This window comes from Thiosulfatihalobacter marinus (assembly GCF_016019955.1).
In the GTDB taxonomy this organism is placed as follows: Bacteria; Pseudomonadota; Alphaproteobacteria; order Rhodobacterales; family Rhodobacteraceae; genus Shimia; species Shimia marinus_A.
Window position 1 is genome coordinate 12,329 of record NZ_JAECRZ010000009.1, and the last position, 16,168, is coordinate 28,496.

11 protein-coding genes are annotated in these 16,168 nt (G+C 52.6%); all 11 read left to right on the forward strand.

Annotation, left to right across the window (positions count from 1 at the left end; all coding sequences use genetic code 11):
* Positions 1-77 precede the first annotated feature (77 nt).
* The 11 genes from dndB (at position 78) to I3253_RS13670 (ending at position 16,138) form a co-directional block, all read left to right on the forward strand.
* The gene (gene dndB, locus I3253_RS13620) at positions 78-1,184 is read left to right on the forward strand and encodes a DNA sulfur modification protein DndB (protein WP_197918465.1); all 1,107 of its coding nucleotides are present in this window, start codon (positions 78-80) and stop codon (positions 1,182-1,184) included.
* Positions 1,181-2,644, forward strand: coding sequence for a DNA phosphorothioation system sulfurtransferase DndC (dndC, locus tag I3253_RS13625; protein WP_197918468.1), 1,464 nt, complete (start codon positions 1,181-1,183; stop codon positions 2,642-2,644). Before dndB ends, dndC begins: the two co-directional genes overlap by 4 nt.
* Positions 2,641-4,593, forward strand: a complete 1,953-nt coding sequence (gene dndD, locus I3253_RS13630) for a DNA sulfur modification protein DndD (RefSeq protein WP_197918470.1) — start codon at positions 2,641-2,643, stop codon at positions 4,591-4,593. Before dndC ends, dndD begins: the two co-directional genes overlap by 4 nt.
* Positions 4,583-4,957 carry a DNA sulfur modification protein DndE gene (gene dndE, locus I3253_RS13635; RefSeq protein WP_011567101.1) on the forward strand — a complete coding sequence of 125 codons (375 nt, stop codon included), beginning with the start codon at positions 4,583-4,585 and terminating at the stop codon, positions 4,955-4,957. The genes dndD and dndE overlap by 11 nt, the downstream gene beginning before the upstream one ends.
* A gap of 4 nt (positions 4,958-4,961) precedes the next feature.
* A complete protein-coding gene (locus tag I3253_RS13640) occupies positions 4,962-6,125 on the forward strand; it encodes a cysteine desulfurase family protein (RefSeq protein WP_197918473.1) in 1,164 nt (387 codons plus the stop codon).
* Between the two features lie 66 nt (positions 6,126-6,191).
* Positions 6,192-8,165 (forward strand): hypothetical protein, encoded by a 1,974-nt coding sequence (locus I3253_RS13645; RefSeq protein ID WP_197918475.1) that lies wholly within the window; start codon positions 6,192-6,194, stop codon positions 8,163-8,165.
* A 178-nt stretch (positions 8,166-8,343) separates the two neighbouring features.
* On the forward strand, positions 8,344-11,355 hold the full coding sequence (locus I3253_RS13650) for a sigma factor-like helix-turn-helix DNA-binding protein (RefSeq protein ID WP_197918478.1): 3,012 nt from the start codon (positions 8,344-8,346) through the stop codon (positions 11,353-11,355).
* A complete protein-coding gene (locus I3253_RS13655) occupies positions 11,355-13,439 on the forward strand; it encodes a DNA phosphorothioation system restriction enzyme (protein ID WP_197918480.1) in 2,085 nt (694 codons plus the stop codon). The genes I3253_RS13650 and I3253_RS13655 overlap by 1 nt, the downstream gene beginning before the upstream one ends.
* A gap of 38 nt (positions 13,440-13,477) precedes the next feature.
* Positions 13,478-13,669: a hypothetical protein gene (locus tag I3253_RS13660; RefSeq protein WP_197918482.1), complete on the forward strand. Its 192-nt coding sequence runs from the start codon at positions 13,478-13,480 to the stop codon at positions 13,667-13,669.
* Positions 13,666-15,717 (forward strand): AAA family ATPase, encoded by a 2,052-nt coding sequence (locus tag I3253_RS13665; RefSeq protein WP_197918485.1) that lies wholly within the window; start codon positions 13,666-13,668, stop codon positions 15,715-15,717. Before I3253_RS13660 ends, I3253_RS13665 begins: the two co-directional genes overlap by 4 nt.
* Complete coding sequence (locus tag I3253_RS13670) at positions 15,707-16,138, forward strand: DNA phosphorothioation-associated protein 4 (RefSeq protein ID WP_197918487.1); 432 nt, start codon at positions 15,707-15,709, stop codon at positions 16,136-16,138. Before I3253_RS13665 ends, I3253_RS13670 begins: the two co-directional genes overlap by 11 nt.
* The last annotated feature ends 30 nt before the right edge of the window (positions 16,139-16,168 follow it).

A 16,168-nucleotide genomic window follows, 5' to 3' on the forward strand; every position in this document is an offset into this window, starting at 1 on the left:
AGCCGCTACAGATGCCCTTAGGGGGGTTGACTTCCGGAGAGACTTCCATAGACTTCCACCCAGCAGTAGGGGGTCTAATGAGCGGTAATTTCTATAATTTCGCAGCCATACGCGGCGTCCAAGCTGGAACCGAGTATTATGTGATCATGGTCCCGCTTAAGATGGTTCCAAAGATTTTCGAATTCGACAGTCAGGAATTGCCAGCGGACTTGCGCGCTCAACGCGTATTGTCAAACGTCCGCGTTCCGCAAATCGCATCCTACCTCTCGGAAAACTTCGAGGAATATACGCTCTCGTCTCTCTGCGCGTCCGTGGATGGTGATCTTGAGTTTTCCCCAGCCAGCGATGGTCTTCAGTTCCGTAATGTAGGCGAGCTACGGCTTTCAATGACAGCGCGCATCATTCTAAACGATGGACAGCATCGTCGCGCCGCAATCGAAGAAGCCCTCAAGACGCGACCCAAACTGGAAAACGAAACCATCTCGGTTGTGCTTTTCGTGGATGAGGGGCTCGAGCGCTGCCAGCAAATGTTCGCGGACCTCAACAAGAATGCCGTACGTCCATCCGGGTCGTTGAACGTCCTCTATGACCGCAGAAATCCTTTGGCACGTCTGAGCACGCGCGTGCTAGAAGACATTCCGTTTTTCCAAGAATTCACCGAGCTCGAAAAGACATCTCTGTCGAACCGAGCCAAAAACCTCTTTACCTTGTCCAGCCTGAATCAAGCCAACAAGTGGCTCGCAGGACATGACGCAAACCGGTTCGGTGAAAACACTGAAAGCACCGTGATCGCATATTGGCGTCAGGTTGCTGAGGTCATCCCCGACTGGCAAAAACTGATGCGCGGCGCGACAACGGCGGGTGATTTGCGCAAAGAAACCGTTCATGCGCATGGCGTCATGTTACAGGCGTTTGGCGTCCTGGGGGCAAGACTGATTGCAGCAAAGCCGGATGGATGGGTGGAAAACCTGGCACCACTGGCGGAGATCAATTGGAGCAAGCGCAATGCACAACTCTGGCGTCCACGCGTCATGGGTTCGCGCGGCATGGATGGCAGTGTGAAATCCGTACATCTGGCGGCCAACGTCCTAATTGGGGCTGTGGGCTTGCCGCTCAATGAAAAAGAACAAGCGAATGAAGACGACTACTTGGCGTCATTGACTGAAGAGAAGGTCGTCGCATGACATCTAGTAAGGATACCGATCAAACAAAGAGGGCAGGGCTCGATCTTGTCGCTCTACAGGAACATATCCGCACCGTTTACGCGGCGGACGACCGGCCTTGGGTGATCGGGTATAGCGGCGGAAAGGATTCAACCTGTGCCTTGCAGCTGATCTGGAGTGCCATTCGTGCACTTCCGGAAGATGCGCGGCGCAAACCGATTTTCGTCCTCAGTTCCGACACGCTTGTCGAAACGCCAGTGATCGTAAACTACATCGACGAGACCTTGGCTGCGATCAACGCGGCAGCGGCAGACCAGAACATGCCCATTACCGCACAAAAGGTGGTTCCGGAGATCTCAGACAGCTTCTGGGTGAACCTGATTGGTCGCGGATATCCTGCACCGTCAAAGCGCTTTCGCTGGTGCACGGAACGCTTGAAGATCGATCCGGCCAATGCTTTCATCAAGAACCGCGTTGCCGAGTATGGCGAGGTGGTCATGGTTCTGGGCGTCCGGTCCTCGGAAAGCGCGACGCGCGCGCAAGTGATGTCGCTGCACAAGATCGATGGGACGGCCTTGTCTCGCCATTCGACCTTGCCTGGGGCTTTCGTTTTCACGCCGATCGAGACCTTCAGTGTGGATGATGTTTGGGCTTTCTTGCTGCAAAACCAGTCACCTTGGGGATCAGACAACCGCGATTTGCTTGCGATGTATAGAAACGCGCAAGCTGGCGAGTGCCCACTTGTGGTCGACAAGCAGACCGAAAGCTGTGGGAATTCCCGCTTTGGCTGCTGGGTGTGCACGGTTGTGACAAAAGACAAGGCCATGGAGGCGCTTGTTGAGAATGGCGAGGAATGGCTTGAGCCTTTGCTTGATCTCCGTGACGAGCTGGCTGAAACACAAAACCCCGAGCGGAAGCGGGAGTTTCGGGATTTTCGCAGACGGGACGGCTCAGTCACCTTTGTGGGCGATGCAGAGACATCCATTCCGGGGCCCTATCTTTTCGAGTACCGCAAAGAGCTCTTGAGAAAACTTTTGGAGGCGCAAGAGCAGGTAAATGCCAATGCGCCGCCCGGGGAGAAGACCGACCTTATTCAGGTCGAAGAACTGCGGGAGATCCGTCGGATCTGGCGGAGCGAACAGGGTGACTGGGGCGATGCTGTTTCAGAGACCCTCCAAGCTGTGACGGGCAAGGAACTCCCAGCCGATGCGACCGACGGATTTGAATTCCAAGCCGATGACGCCAAGGTCTTGGCGGATGTCTGCGCCGCGCATGATTTGCCGCCACGGCTCTTGGCCCAGCTTCTGGAGGCAGAGCGCTCTGTGCGGGGTCTGAAGCGCCGGACACTTATTCACCGAAAGATCGCTTCGATCCTTGAGCAAGAGTGGCGAGACGAAGCAATAGTCCTGGACGAACGCAAAGCGCGATTGAAAGAGCGTGAGGCATCTTCGTCTGACCCTCTGTTTGAGACTGAATCATGATCTTACAGTCTCTACGCCTCGTGAACTTTGGTCTTTATGGCGGTGAGCACCGTTTTGATCTTGCACCTGAGCCAGACGGGCAAAAACCTGTGGTCTTGGTTGTTGGCCATAATGGTGCCGGGAAGACAACGTTCTTGGAGTCTGTCCGTTTGGCGCTCTACGGCAAACGCGCCCTCGGCGCGCGTGTTGGGCAGGCCGAATATGAGCGGCATCTCCTTAAACGGATCAACAACTTCGCCAAGGACCGCAGAGCCTCCGTCGAACTGGCCTTCAAGAGCCAACACCTCGGCAATGAGGACCTCTACACCGTGCGGCGATCTTGGGCGGCCCGCGGTGCCAGCGTCATTGAAAGCCTTGAGTTTGAACGCAATGGCGCACCGGTGGAGGATATCCCAAGCGAGGATTGGAACCACTATCTCGAAGACATCATTCCAGCTGGTGTGTCTCAGCTTTTCTTTTTCGATGGAGAAAAGATCCAAGACATTGCTGATGATCAGGAAAGCACTGGGCTGACAGATGCAATCAAATCCTTGCTGGGGATCGATATTCTCGATCAGCTTCGGGGCGATCTCGCCCTTTACAAGTCACGCAGCATGGACCGGGACGGTTACACCGACTTAGAAGGTCTTCGGCGCGACCTAGAGATCGCAAAGTCTGATCTGGTCTTGGCTGAAGAGGAGATTGGATCGCTATCAGCAAAGCGCACCCAGCTTGCGCGGCGAAGCGAGGCGTCACAGAAAGTCTTTGAACAAGAGGGGGGAAGCATCGCGCTCAGCCGTGACACCCTATCAGAGGAGCTAAAGCGTGTCGAAGCGGATCTGACCAAGCAAACCAACGCGCTAAAGTCGCTTGTAAACGGCGTCGCGCCTTTTGCCCTGGCTCCAAAACTTCTCGAACGGTTCTCAGCAGACCTGGAGAAGGCGCGCGGGCAGCACAGCGCGACAGCAATCGAAGCCTTTGTCTCGAGTTTTCAGGCGGCCGTGGGCAACGACGACAAGACATGGACGAAGACGCATTTTGCGCAGCTCAAAGACTTCGCTCGGAACAGCCAAAGCACCGGGCCCAAAATGGCTCTGAGCACGGAACCGGACTGGGTCTTGGCCAAATTTTCTCAGGTTGCGGATGAACGGGTGAAGGTGGCCACATTGGCTGCGCAACTGGCCGAGCTGCAAAAGCAACGCGCAACCTTGAAGGACCAGTTGAAGAACTTCCGTCCCGGTGCTGCCTCCGGTGCATTTGAGGAGTTGAAGAAAGCAGAGTTCGAACTCGGCGCCGTCGAAACAGAGCTCAATCGCAAGCAAGGCGAGGCGACCCAGGCACGTGCACTGATCGAACGGCTGGAGCGCGAGTTACGTAAGTCCCAGGACGCCGTCTTCGCACTTGCAAGGGCCGAAGAGAAACGAGACCTGGCGACGCGAGCACAGGCCGCGCTCAACGAGTATGAGGAGCGGATTGTTCAAATGCGCCTCGCCTCGCTTTCCAAGCATTTCATCGAGGCATTCAGCGGCCTGGTTACGCGGAAGTCGCTCGTGCATGACGTCATCGTCGACCCCAACAGCTTTCAGCTCAAGCTTTTGGGCAAAGAAGGTAGAGAGATTACCCCATCCGAACTCTCCGCCGGCGAGCGGCAACTCTTTGCGATCTCGATGCTTTGGGCGCTTGGCCGAACAAGTGGGCGCGAATTGCCGATGATCATCGACACGCCGTTGTCACGTCTGGACCGGAAGCACCGGACAAACTTGATGGCAAATTACGTGCCGCGCAGCTCGGCGCAGGTCGTCATGCTGTGCACCGACACCGAGTTGACCCCGGATTTGTCGAAAATCATCAGCCCTTATGTGAGCCGACGTTTTGAGATTGGTGCTGTGGGTGGTGGACAACGCACGGAGATCACGGTGTTGAGAGCTGAAGCGGATGCACAGGTTCTGGAGACAACCGATGCACATTAATAAGTTTCGGATCTCATCGACGGCGACCGGCCAGGTGCGGATCATTTCACAAAGATCAGGTCTGACACCCAACCTCGTTTGCCGCATGGCCATGTTGTCATCTTTTGAAGCCGGGCCCATATCCGGCGCCGCCGATGACGCTGGCGAGGGTCAAGAATTCAATGCCTATACGCTCTTTGGGGACTTCCAGCCTCTCTTCATCGACCTTCTGAAATACGTCGAGTTTGGAGCTGAGGAGATCGAAACCGACGACAGTGATTTGCTGGCGCGCTTGCGATTGCACATCGATCGCGGGGTGCGGCAACTCTCGGTCCGCCTCAAATCCCCGGCGGATGCGGCCGAGCTGATCGCGGGGAGTGCGTGAAGCGATGTCGGCACCGATTTATCTTGACCACAACGCTTCTACTCCGATTGATCCGGAGGTCTTGGAGACGGTCATACGTGTCAGTCGGGACGTATATGCGAACCCATCAAGTGTTGAGCATAGCCAAGGTTCAGCGGCAGCTCGGGTTGTCGAGACTGCGCGCGAGCAGATTGCGGGCCATCTCAATTGCAAGGAAACCGAGCTTGTCTTTACAGCCGGGTCCACGGAAGCCAACAATCTTGCGATCCTTGGAGCGTTCCCTCGGCTCAAAGAGGCAGGACGCACGCATCTGATCACCAGCAAGATCGAGCACCCATCCGTTCTGGCCTGTTTCGACCATCTCGAAGCCCAAGGCGCGCGGGTAACGCGATTGGGGGTAGATGAAGGTGGCCAGATTTCCCTCGATGAGCTGGCCCTGTCTTTGACAGATGAGACCGGATTGGTGTCCATCATGGCTGCCAACAATGAGACGGGCGTTCTGCAACCCATCTTGGAGGCAGGCCAGCTTGCCGAAGAGGCTGGGGCGCTGTTTCACACGGACTTCTCGCAAGCTTCGGCTTTTGTGCCAGTTGATCTCAAGAACGTACCCATCCATCTGGCGAGTTTTTCCGGGCACAAGGCCTATGGACCGAAAGGGGTAGGGGCCCTTTACCGGTCGATCCGAAAACCACGGGTGAACTTAGCGCCAGTGATGTTTGGTGGCGGGCAGGAAAAGGGTTTGAGGGCGGGGACCCTAAACACGCCTGGCATTGCGGGTATTGGACATGCATTTCAGCTCATCTCAAAAAACATAGACCATGACCGGGATCGGATTGGTGCCTTGCGAGACCAGCTTGAAAGGGAACTCAAAGAGACCTTAGCGGTGCAGGTCAATGGCAACACAGAGGCGCGGTTGCCAAACACGATGTCGCTCACAATCGACGGCGTTGTACCACAAGCGCTGATGCAGAAGCTAAGAAACGACATCTGCTTCTCCGCATCGAGCGCCTGCGCCACAGAACATGTCGAAACCTCTCATGTTCTACTTACCATGTTCGGCGACACTCCTAGGGCGCGTAATGCTTTCCGACTAGGTTTAGGCCGGCAAACCAGCAAAAAAGACATATCCAAAGTCATCAGACTCTTTTTACAGGCGTCATCAGAACTCCTGCTTTTAAAAACAGCTTAGAAACCGGCCGATCCGCCACAATTTCGAGAGGTATAGGTAGGATAGCAATAAAGGCTACGAACTTCCATGGATGCTGAGCGAAAGCAGACTTACAAGACAGTCAAACAACTGCGCTCAGCACTTGCTGAGGGTGACAGTCAACGCTTCCAACGCACGTTGGCAACGCAACCGACACTTAGCCTCCTTAAGGCAATTCGCGAACAAAAACTGCTTGTTAAAAACTACGCAGCAGAACATGAACCTGTAGTCGAAATTGTAAGGACGGTGGCTTCCACAGTTCTCAGCCCGGAAGAACTCGCAGAGTACTCCAACTATTTGTCATTCATTGGGCCATGGCAAAAATCTAAGGAACACTCAGAGGCGCGGCTTAAAAGCTGCTTGAACAACTTTCCGAAGGTCTCGATCGAAGAACTTCTGCAAATATTCGACAAAGCACTAGACCGCTTTTTCTCTAAGCTCACTATCGGTGCTCCCAAAGAAGACCAAACCGTAGCGGATTACGAGAAGTGCATTCACGACCGGAACGGAATCGCAGATGACGTACTTTTCGCGGCACTCAGAGCACTCAACTACGCTTCTAGGAAAGTCGTCGACCCTAGCGCCCGGAAGCTCTCACCTAGTACGCGCTTGTCCTCAATACGACGGTTCTACAAGGCTATTCAACTCGCCTCTGAAGTGAATAGCTTGGATTGGGTTATGGACTCTGTTTCATATGGTGATCTTGTGGTTTCGAAGCTTCAGACAGGCTCACCAATAGAAGCACGCCTAGAATACGCCGATAAAAAGCGAAGCTTGATGCTGAACCTAGCTATTCGACGCAAGCTCATTGGCGTTATGCATCTACCGCGCAATGAGCGGTATGTGCGTGAAATGTTGAAGGCCTCCGAAACCTCGGTACTAACAGAAGCCTTAGAATTCTACGCTGGTTTTGTGGGCGAAAATCCTCGCCAGATCGACATGGAATCCCTGCTACGTCAAAGCTCTGCCAGACTTGCTCAAGTGGAAGCAGAAGATGATCTTCTGGTGGTTGCATCGGCACGCGCCAGAAAGCAGGATCATGCGACATACTACCTTACTTCAATGTGTCTGACTTGGTTTGGCATGGCGGCTGATGCCGTACAGAAGGCCTTTCCCAGATCTTTCCGTCGACGAACATCCGTTCCAATCCCCTCAAGTCTGATTGAGTCGGCTGTTTCGAGTGTTGGTGGAAAACAGGTAGCTGAAACTATCAAAGCGCTCTCAAGCACTCTTCCTACAAAGAGCCACCACGACCTTGTACGTCGGCCATTCCTGAGCGTCTCAGAAGATGACACACTTTGGCTACTCAATGGAGATCCAGGATTATGGAATCTCAAGGTTAGAGAGGCATTGCTTTCGGGCGGAAAAGTTGGGGATGCCTATGGCCATGTTTGGGAGGAGTTCTTAGCAAAGTCGTTCGAAGACTCAGATTGGCAGTTGATTGGTCGGAACAAGCGACTGCGCGTGGCAGGTCAGACTGCGACAGAGGTCGACCTCCTGCTAAAGAAGAATGACCTACTTCTTGTAGTTGAAGTAAAGGCACTGATCGGCTCCAATATAACTTGCTACGATCATTGGCGCAGCCGCCAAACAATCGAATGGGGCTGCCGTCAAGCGGCTGCCGCTGCTGAGTTCATAAAGTCCAACAAAAACTGGTTGGTCTCAGTTGCAGGAAAACAGTTGGCGGAGGAAGTCCATCATATTCAACCGCTAGTTCTCACCAATAACGACTTACTTGATGGGTGGCAATTTGAGGGAGTACCAGTGATGGGCGAGGTCGGCCGCAAGGCAATCACGACTGGAGCAAAAGTCGACTACACGGATCAGAGTGGCCGTGTCGTTTCCACGCGTTGGATCACAAAAAAAGAAGAGCTGACGACCGATCGAATTCTGTGGTCGCTCCAGAATCCTGTTGAGCTATTGATTGCCCCCGAAAGCTTAGAGACCTCACATCGTGTGTTGAAATTGGGCGACTTCGCAGTGTTGACCCCGCAATTTGATCTTAGAGATGACCTAGATTAGAGCGTTCCGGCGATTGCAGCCAGCAGTTGAGAAGTGCGCGCAATGACTCAACCGGTACAAAAGAGCTCAGCGAACTGCGGAACAAGTGGCATTTGACCACCGCACTTGATAGATTGAACGAGCATCAAAGGGTATTTTACCTTGTTCTTAGTACGTTACTGGGGGGCAAGCAGGCAACATGCTGTCAAGACTGGGCAAGAAGCTGAAAGCTCTCGTGAGCGGCGAAACGGTGAAGACTGTGCCAAAGGCACCTGGCGCCGCAACCCGCGCACAAAGTCCCTTCGCCGTGTCCGATGCCCAGCACGTCTCAAGAAATTTATTATCCGAAGCCAAAATCGGTGTGATCGGAGCCGAACTAGGAGGCGATCCCGAACCGGCGGCCGTGCTCGTGTTGGAAAGTCCTTCCCTGACTTTAGACCATGTCACCGAGCTTGCAGTGACGCCCGAAGCGATGGACGCGGGCCACATTGATTCAGCTGAGGCGACTTCTGACGATGACTTGACGGTCATGAAATTGGGCTTGGCCCTCGATGAGGCGCATCAGGGCATCCCTTCGAAACAACAAGCCGCAGACACCTCCAACAGTCGACTAAATCAGTCTGCTCGGTCCGCTTCTCAAAATAATCCTGAAGAAGAACGTCTTCTGGACCTGGCGATACAGAGTTTCGCGTCAACGCGTCTTATTAATGTGTTGCGCAATGCCGAAGGTGAGTTGCCCGCAAAAACGGTCGCGGCCTACATGCGAGCGCCTGACGCTGCGCGAGAAGCTTTCCGGCAGCTCGAAAACTCTGGCGAAAAGACCGCAACGGAACTTGATGACCTTGTGAGGAAGTTCGCGCGCAAACTCGATCAGGGCCGGCAGACCGCAGCAGACAGCATCGTCGATGTCGTACGTGAAGCCGATTGCTCCGTTCGCCTCTTGAATGCGATCTCTGCACACTCGCATCGTCTGCCAGTTGCTACCGTAAGAGAGTACATGAAAGCGCCGGAACATGCCCGGCAAGCTTTCTTGAAACTGCCGAACCTCGGGCGCAAGTCGGCAGATGAACTCGACCTAATCATGCGCAGTTTTGTACCGAGCAAAACTGATCTTCAAGGTGACCAGAAAGCGGTCCCAAGCGGAGAAGGTGACTTCCAACGAGCACTTAGGGCCGCTGAAGTGTTCTTCTCTGGAATGATCTATCCTGATGAACTTTTTGAATGGTCGCCGCCTACAAGACTCACAAACCTTCTCAAAATTGACCAGGTAGAGCACCGGCAGAGCTTTGTGGATTTCCTAAAGACATACAATGAGACCGCGTTGCGCATTCGATCGCTGCCAGGCTGCGGACGAAAAAGCATCGAACAGCTGGACGAGATCGTAACCAAGATGATTGAGGCGCGTCTCTGTTTTTGCGGTGTGCGTAGCGAGATCGCGCCCGATCTTAGACGTTTGCTGCAAGGCGAATTTGTTTCCCATACATCGCTCACAAGCATATTCGAACTTGGCAATATTAAGCCTGAAGACATTAAGGCCTCCGAACGTGCTTCGGTCGAAGAATTGACGGTGACCGAAATCATTGAGGGATGTATTTTGACCCTCAACGATCGGCAGCAAGACGTTCTTCAGCGGCGGTACGGCATAAACAGAGGGCAGACTGAAACGCTTGAACAAGTCGCTTCCGACTATGGTGTGACGCGCGAGCGTATTCGTCAGATTGAGAAAAAAGCAAAGCAAAAGCTCGAGACGAAACGCACAAAGAAAATTTTGATCGGCGCGCTGGAGCAAGAAGGGTCGTTGGAAAAGCTCTTCAAGAACCGGAAAATTGTCTCTGACGAACAGATAAGTGCTGTAAGCAATCTGCTTACGGCGCAGGAGCGTCTTGCGGTCGATCTAGCCTTTGGCGACATGAGATCGTTCCTCGACGCTGAAAGCGTTCGAACCGAAGCAGGTTGGATTCAGGAACAAGACCTGCTCTTGATGAGCCATGAGCCGGAAGACTTATCTGGCTCATTGCGGCAGCGGATCGTCTCCGCGATACGCGAGCAAAAACTGCCGATCCGATTGTCAGAAATTGCCGCAGCGCTGCCCGACTACCCACTTTCGGAGATCATGGGTGAGTTGTCAGCACGCTTCGAGGCTTCAATCGAGGGTGACTTCGTTAGAGCTGCTTCCCGTTTGCCTAGCACGGTACGGTGTATTCTCATACTTCGCGAAGCGGGCCACGCGATGCATTGCGACGAAATCCGAGCCCGAATGCACGAAGTCTTCGCAAAAGATGAGAGCATTCATCATATCGGAAGTACGCTCTCTGGAATGGAAGAAGCCCTGATCGTTGAACGAGGAACATACGACCTCTACGAGAACTTGAGCCTGACAGATGGTGATCTTCAAGAAATCCGAGACCGCACGCTTTCCCACCTAGAAAGTGTGGGTGGTTTTATAAGCGCCAAAGTCTTGTTCTCCGACCTGTTTCAAGGCGAGACAGAGCGCTTTGGGATAGCATTCGGACCTTACATGCTGCTTGGCATCGTGCAGGATGACGATCGCTTTGTGACCAAACGAGGTCTGATGATCGGTGTGGCATCTGATGAAAACAAGTCCGAGTTCCGCGGCCTGGGCGAAGAAGTCATGTCCGTACTAACAGAAGCGCAGCGATCAATGACTTTGGTAGAGATCGCCCAGGAACTCGAAGGCCGAAGAGATGTTCTTACAACATCGATATCAATTGGTTTGGAGAATTCACCTGAGGCGGTTTCGGTCGGCCGTGGTCGCTTTGACTTAGTAGGCAGAGCCATCGGTCCAGACGAACGCCAAACAGACCTAATTTTGGCTTGCGCTATCGCTTTAGCGAATGGCCCCAGAACCGCATTTGCTTTATCAGAACTCTTGAGCCCCGTTTGGGGTGAGATTCAGACCAGACCACTACTGAGCTTCTTGAAAAATCGCACAATCTTTGATGTGGATGAAAAGATCGTTTCAGTGACTGAGCTGCCCGAAGCGGTGGCAAAATACGTAGCCATTCGTGATCGTGTCAAAGAGGTTGCAGAAATGGGGGTGCTGGACGTTGAAGCGGTGCGAGATGCTCTCGTCTCGCGTGATGCGCCTGATTTGACCCGGCTCGACCACTTGTTTGCAAGTAAGGAGGAAGAGCCGGGCGAAGGTGAAGAAATGCTTGGGATGATACTTGGGGACTTTGGTATAAATTGATGTCCTTTGAGACCCTGAAACTCCCTTTTTATGTCACCACAAGCGAGCATGAACCGGTGGCAGATTTTTTCGATCCGGTTCTCGAGCATGCGCAGAAATATGACATTGCTGTCGGATACTTTAGCAGTGCGTGGATGCGTGATGCAGCCCATGGCATGGCAACTTTTGCACTCAACGGTGGCAAAGCGAGGTGGGTGATTTCACCCGAAATGTCTTTGGAAGACTTCAAGAGCCTACAGGTTGAAGGTCAGTTTTCAGATGAGCGTATCCGAGAACTCATTTCTCGGTCATATGAAGACCTCTACGGGCACCTTTCGCAGCATACGCGTGAGGCACTCGGATGGCTACTTCATGATGGGGTGTTGACCTTCAAAGTAGGCATTCCGAAGAATAGGCTGTCCGGAATTCTGCATGCGAAACAGGGCATCTTCACGGATGAGTTTGGAAACCGGGTCGGCTTCCAGGGATCTTATAATTTGACCGGTGGAGCCGGCACCAATTGGGAAGCTTTCAGCGTCTTTTGTGATTGGAAGTCAAGCGAGAGCCAGGAGCGGAACAACCACATCGCTGCGTCCTTCGACAGAATGTGGAGAGGACTGGATCCAAACCTAGCACTGTTTGACCCTTCTTCAGCAGATCTTGAGCGGTTTGTCAGCGCGGCCAGGGATAGCTCCCGACACTACGATTTGTTCCCGCCAGAAAAATCAAGCTGTCCTCGTGTGCCAGCACACTTCCTCACCGACGGGCGTCTACGGGACTACCAAGAAGAGGGAATCCGCAAATGGTTCAAGAACAATGGCCGCGGAATCCTCCACATGGCAACGGGAACCGGCAAGACCGTGACTGCGTTAACTGCTGTGACGCGGCTGAACGATTTTGTCGCTCAAAAGAACGGCCAGCTTTGCATCGTAGTTACGGTTCCGTATCAACATCTCGCAGAACAGTGGGCCCGGGAAGCCGAAGAGTTCGGCTTCGAACCCATTTTGTGCTACGGAGGCGTCAATCGCTGGATGGAGGAGTGCCAGAGGCGCCTGAATGAACTGCGATCAAAGGCAACGCAGCACGTGATGCTCATCGCGGTCAATGCGTCTATGGCAGATAAACCGTTCCAGTCGGTCTTGAACTCCTTTGATGGGAACATCCTATTTGTTGGCGATGAGGCGCATAACTTGGGCGCGCCGTCCAACCTACAGGCCCTCCCGGAGCGCGCAGCGTTTAGACTTGGACTGACGGCGACACCTGATCGCTACGGGGATGAGGAAGGCACCGAGGGTCTCAAAAGGTATTTCGGAGAGATCGTTTTGGACTACGGTTTAGACAAGGCGATCAGCGGCGGTCACCTTTGCCGATATCTTTATTATCCGATCCTCGTGCACTTAGACGAAGACGAACAAGACGAGTATGCAGAGCTCTCCGTACGGATCGGTAGGCTTTTTGGCCAAGCAGCCAAGCCGGATAGCGACAAAGGCGAACAGCTAAACCGTTTGTTGATCAAACGGGCACGCCTGATCGGAAAAGCGCGAAACAAGCTGCCGGAGCTGATCAAGCTACTCAAGCAGCAGGGAGAGGTCTCTCATACTCTGATATATTGCGGCGACAGCAAGGAAGATGGGCAGCGATACATCGACACAGCACTTGCTAGGGTAGGCGGCGAGCTCGGACTAAGAGCGAGCCCGTTCACTTCGGAAGAGAACAACGACGAAAGGTCGATATTATTGAAGCAGTTCGCGGCCGGTGACATACAGGCGCTGCTGGCCATCCGATGCCTAGATGAAGGTGTTGATGTACCGATGACACGGACTGCGTACATCTTGGCTTCATCTGCAAACCCAAAGGAATTTGTCCAACGACGGGGTCGGGTACTACGGCGGTCTGAAGGGAAGACCCGTGCTTACATCTACGACTTTATCGTTGTGCCAGATTTGGAAAAATTGTCAGATCAGGCTCCATCCAACGTGGAGCGATCTCTGATGAAACGTGAACTGGTGAGGTTCAATGAATTTGCTACCCTTGCAGAAAACCATGGTGAAGCGCTATCTACGATCACAGAAATTAAGAAGTACCTTAACCTCCTTGACCATTAGCGCGTGTGATCCAGAAGCTTCTAGAAAAGGCATTACGAATGAGCGAGCACAACAAGTCTCCAAAACAAGTTCTTGAAGCTGCATCTCCGAAAGCTCGAAAAGTCGTCAATGAGATCCTATCCATTGAACATGAATATCAGAGTTATCGAAACCTTGGTGCCGTCGGCAGTGTTGAGAAAGAGATTGCCGCGCGGATCAAGCAACTCATCGAGCGTGAGGTAAAACGGTGAGAATACTACGTCTAAAAATAAGGAACTTCCGCCAGTTTTATGGTGAGTGTGAATTAGAATTCCTCTCTGACGATACATCGAGAATTACAGTCATTCATGGCGAAAACGGGTCTGGTAAAACCTCGCTTTTGAACGCCTTCAAATGGGTTCTATACGGCAAGACAGATTTTGATACTGGCGAGCAAACAATCCTCAACGAACTTGCTTTGTCTGAAATCTCTCCTGGAGCGGTGACTGAGCTCAGCCTAGAACTTGAGTTTGAGCATGAAGGCTCCACCTACACTGTGCACCGAAAGCAGGAATTCAAGCGTACAGGAGAAGCGCTGGAAGCCGAACCAATTGGAAAGTCTGTTCCAACCCTGTCCTGGATCGATGATCGGGGCAAATACGAAACGGCAAAGAATCCTGCCAACCGGATCAATCAATTGATACCTGAGCAGATGCACTCGTACTTCTTCTTCAACGGCGAGCGCATCGAAAAACTGGCTAACGTGTCTGCTTCTGGCGAAATCCGAGATGCTATCAAGACCTTGATGGGCTTAGAAATCATAGACCGGGCAAGCGATCATCTTGGTCGTTTGGTGATCAAGGATCTTCGGAAGGAAGCAAGTGAAACGGCTTCAGCTGACTACCGCGATCTCCTCGAAAAAGAGTCTCGGATCAACTCAGAGATAGATCAACGGAAACAAGAACGGGACACGGCGTCGAAATCCAGCAAGGGTTTCCAAACAGAATTAGACGCCATCAATGCATCTTACGAGAAGATTGCCGATGTAAAGGCAAAGGCTGAGCAAAGACGAAGTCTGGAGGCCGAGAGAGGTACAATCGAAGGCGAACTCGAGAAGCTCAGCCAAGAGAGAATGGAGCTGGTCTCGCAGACGGGTGCACTGGCTTTTCTAAGCGATACAGTGGCGTCTGTCTCCAATGTTCTTGAAGACTGTCGCAAAAGGGGTGAGTTACCTTACAAGATCAGGCGGACGTTCATAGACGACTTGCTACACGATGCGAAGTGCATTTGTGGAACTCAACTAGCAGAGGGCACGCAAGCAAGAGCAGCGATCGAAGGCTATCGTGACCAAGCTACTGGAGAGGATCTTGAGGCCGCTTTCACAGATGTCGTTAGCAACCTAAGAGCAATGCCTCGTGAGAGGACTAGGCTGTATGCACAGTTATCAACTTGGTCATCAAAAGAGAGCGACTACAACAAGCGTTTAAAAGCGATCACTGAAGAGCTAGACGAAATCAGCAGCAGCTTGGGGTCTTCTGACATAGAAGATGTCAAACGACTGGAAGAGCGCCGGAACGAGCTGACAAAACTTCAAGCCGACGAACGTCTTAAAATCGCCAAAGCAAAAGATTCGATCGAACTGCTGAACGACGACCTGGCCAAAGTTAAAAAAGAGATCGAGAAGGTCCAATCCAAATCTCAAAAGGAGGACTTGGCAAGACAGAAGCTTGAGTTTGCCGAAGCTTGTAAGAGTCTGGTAGACAACCTGCATGAGGCCCTGGCTGAAGAGACACGCCATCACTTGTCTTCCAAGGTAAATGACACCTTCCAGAGCATCCTTCGCAAAGACTTCTATGCAGAGATTGATCGAGACTACACCCTAAGAATCTTCAAAGACGTCCCGGGGGTAGGAAAGCAACCCGTATCTGAGAAGTCGACGGGCGAAAACCAAGTCATCAGCCTGAGTTTCATCGCAAGTTTGGTTAATCTCGCGAAGGAACGCAACAAAGCAAAAACAACCTTTTTCAAGGGCGGTGTTTATCCTTTGATCATGGACTCACCGTTTGGCGCTTTGGATCGCGAATACCGTGAGAAAATTGCGCAGCACATTCCTGATCTCGCAGACCAAGTGATTGTTTTTGCTTCTAACTCTCAATGGAGCAAGGAAGTCGATGACAAGTGTCGTCCGTTTATCGGAAAAGAGTATAGCTTGGTCTACCACGCTCCAAAGTCTAAAGGGCGCGAAGAAGACACCGACTACGTAAAACGTACAGATGGTCCTGAGTTCACAAAAATTGAGGAGGGCTATCTTGGCCACTAGAGTAAGACGCCCCGCCGAGTTCGAAGAAATGCTCAGTGAGCTACGAGACGAAGGCATTTTCCCAACCTTCAAGGATGTCCTTGTCTTCGCGGCTGCTTTGGGGTTCCGGCGCGGAAATCGGAAGCCATTCCAGAAGAGCTCAGAGCCCATCGATCTCGAAGTGTTTAGAGGTGACTTTGATCGAACCATCATGAGCATGATTGCAATCGAGGAAAACAGCGATCCAAAGATGCTGGCTCCTTCGAACGAAGCCGAGCGTGTCTTGTGTTTTGAAGAGTATGCTAATGGCGGCCTTGAGATCATGAAAAGGGAGATCTCGGACGGCAAACAAGACTGGCGGGAAGGTCTGCTTTCCCTGATTCACAGAGAAGAGGGCGATCAGACGATACTTGACGACATTACAGAGTTGGCGAATTTTTGAACAAGGCTGCACGGCACTCAGGTCGAGCAT

Excerpts from the sequence above, each read along its gene's own strand:
- dndB (WP_197918465.1), top strand. The coding sequence starts at position 78 with ATGAGCGGTAATTTCTATAATTTCGCAGCCATACGCGGCGTCCAAGCT.
- dndC (WP_197918468.1), top strand. The coding sequence starts at position 1,181 with ATGACATCTAGTAAGGATACCGATCAAACAAAGAGGGCAGGGCTCGAT.
- dndD (WP_197918470.1), top strand. The coding sequence starts at position 2,641 with ATGATCTTACAGTCTCTACGCCTCGTGAACTTTGGTCTTTATGGCGGT.
- dndE (WP_011567101.1), top strand. The coding sequence starts at position 4,583 with ATGCACATTAATAAGTTTCGGATCTCATCGACGGCGACCGGCCAGGTG.
- I3253_RS13640 (WP_197918473.1), top strand. The coding sequence starts at position 4,962 with ATGTCGGCACCGATTTATCTTGACCACAACGCTTCTACTCCGATTGAT.
- I3253_RS13645 (WP_197918475.1), top strand. The coding sequence starts at position 6,192 with ATGGATGCTGAGCGAAAGCAGACTTACAAGACAGTCAAACAACTGCGC.
- I3253_RS13650 (WP_197918478.1), top strand. The coding sequence starts at position 8,344 with ATGCTGTCAAGACTGGGCAAGAAGCTGAAAGCTCTCGTGAGCGGCGAA.
- I3253_RS13655 (WP_197918480.1), top strand. The coding sequence starts at position 11,355 with ATGTCCTTTGAGACCCTGAAACTCCCTTTTTATGTCACCACAAGCGAG.
- I3253_RS13660 (WP_197918482.1), top strand. The coding sequence starts at position 13,478 with ATGAGCGAGCACAACAAGTCTCCAAAACAAGTTCTTGAAGCTGCATCT.